3 protein-coding genes and 1 pseudogene are annotated in these 1,857 nt (G+C 74.5%); 3 read left to right on the top strand and 1 reads right to left on the bottom strand.

Translation table 11 applies throughout. The features are described 5' to 3' along the window. The 3 genes and pseudogenes from FV230_RS27895 to FV230_RS27885 all read left to right on the top strand — a co-directional run. Window positions 1-540 (top strand): annotated as a pseudogene (locus FV230_RS27895) (DSD1 family PLP-dependent enzyme); the annotation flags it as partial. Between the two features lie 8 nt (window positions 541-548). Further along, window positions 549-947 (top strand): RidA family protein, encoded by a 399-nt coding sequence (locus FV230_RS27890; RefSeq protein WP_147729782.1) that lies wholly within the window; start codon window positions 549-551, stop codon window positions 945-947. A 114-nt stretch (window positions 948-1,061) separates the two neighbouring features. Further along, the gene (locus FV230_RS27885) at window positions 1,062-1,292 is read left to right on the top strand and encodes a hypothetical protein (RefSeq protein WP_147844670.1); all 231 of its coding nucleotides are present in this window, start codon (window positions 1,062-1,064) and stop codon (window positions 1,290-1,292) included. Window positions 1,293-1,305: 13 nt separating this feature from the next. On the opposite strand, the gene FV230_RS27880 is transcribed toward FV230_RS27885, so the two are convergent. Continuing rightward, window positions 1,306-1,857 (bottom strand): SDR family oxidoreductase (locus tag FV230_RS27880; protein WP_147844669.1); only part of this gene is annotated, 552 nt, incomplete at its 5' end.

Raw genomic sequence — 1,857 nt, 5'->3', positions numbered from 1 at the left:
GGGCACCTGCGGGCCGCCGGCCTCCCCTGCCCCGTGGTCAGCATCGGCTCGACCCCGACCGCGCGGTTCGCCGAGGCGCTCGACGGCGTGACCGAGGTGCGGGCCGGCGTCTTCATGTTCGGCGACCTGTTCCAGGCCGGCATCGGCACCTGCGCAACCGGGGACATCGCCCTGTCGGTGCTGGCGACGGTGATCGGGCACCAGCGCGCGAAGGGCTGGATCATCGTCGACGCCGGATGGATGGCGCTGTCGCGCGACCGCGGCACCGCGCGCCAAGCCGTCGACCAGGGCTACGGGATCGTCTGCGATCCGGCGGGGACGCCCTACCCCGACCTGATCGTGCGCGACGCCAACCAGGAGCACGGCATCGTCGCCCTCCGCCCCGGATCCGCCGCCGCGCTGCCGGACCTTGCCTTGGGCGCGCGCCTGCGCATCCTGCCCAACCATGCCTGCGCCACCGCCGCGCAGCACGGAAGCTACCACGTGCTCGACGCCGCCGGGCGCGTCTCCGCCACGTGGCCCCGCATCGCCGGCTGGTGATCCTCCCCATGACAGATCCGATCGAGCGCATCGCGACGAAGGCCGTGCCGGAGCCCGCCGGGCACTATGCCCAGGCGACGGCATGGCGCGACCTCGTCTTCGTCTCGGGCCAGCTCGGGCCCCGCCCCGACGGCAGCCATACCTTCGACCGCCCGTTCGAGGAGCAGGCCCGGCAGGCGCTGGCCAACGTGCTCGCCATCCTCGGCGCGGCCGGATGCGGCCCGGAGCGCGTGCTCAAGGTCACCGCCTACCTGGTCGGCGTCGAGAACTGGCCGGCCTTCGATCGGATCTACGCGGAGATGTTCGGCGCGGCCCGCCCCGCCCGCGCCGTGGTGCCGGTGCCGGGCCTGCACCACGGCTACCTCGTCGAGATCGAGGCCGTCGCCGCGCGCCCAGACCCGGCCTGAGCCGACCCATCGCAGCTGTTTACCGATCGCCGGGGGCATCCCCCAAACGGGTGATGTGCGGGTCGTCGGAATCGCGGTGTTCTCTCGTGTCCGAGCCTGACGAGGGAGCCCGACATGCGAAACCGCCAGGATTTTCCGATCTGGACGCGAAACCGGGCGCAGCGTCACGCCGCGCGCGGCTGCAGCCGGCTCGTGGTCGGCCTGATCCTCCGGTCGGGCCGCCGGCGGCCGTCGCCCCCGGTCGCGGACGGGCGTCCCTCGAACGTCCTGCCGTTCAAGATCCCCGCGACCGCGCAACCTTTCCAGCCCCCGCCGGCGCCGGTGGGCGACCTGCGGCACGGGTGAGGCCGCAGGTCTCTCAGAACCGCTCGACCCAGGGGCGCAGCTCCAGCTCCTGGGTCCAGGCGCTGCGATCCTGGCGCAGCACGTCGCGGTAGCTGCGGGCGATGGCCTCCGGGTCGAGGTGGCTGTCGGGGGCATCCGGCGCCTCGGGCGCGCGGGCCGGGTTCCGGATCGCGCCGTCGATGACGAAGTGGGCCACGTGGATGCCCTGGGGCTGCAGCTCGCGCGACAGGCTCTGGGCCAGGCCGCGCAGGGCGAACTTGCCCATGGCGAAGGCCGACGAGCCGGCGAACCCCTTCACGCTCGCCGAGGCCCCGGTGAGCAGGATCGCGCCGTGCCGGGCCGGCAGCATGCGCCGGGCGGCCGCCTGCGCCACCAGGAACCCGCCGAAGGCCGAGACGGCGAGCGCCTGGGCGACGGCCGCCGGGTCGAGCTCCGCGATCGCGCCGCGCACGCGCCCGCTGGCGTTGTAGACCACCACGTCCGGCGGGCCGCCGAGCGCCGGCTCGATCGCGGCAAACAGCGCCTCGACGTCGTCCGGCCGGCTCGCGTCGCAGGCGTGGACCGC

Origin of the sequence: Methylobacterium sp. WL6, assembly GCF_008040095.1 — a bacterium.
Taxonomy (GTDB): domain Bacteria; phylum Pseudomonadota; class Alphaproteobacteria; order Rhizobiales; family Beijerinckiaceae; genus Methylobacterium.
Note: the sequence above shows the minus strand (reverse complement) of the source record. Positions and strands in the feature narration are given on the sequence as shown.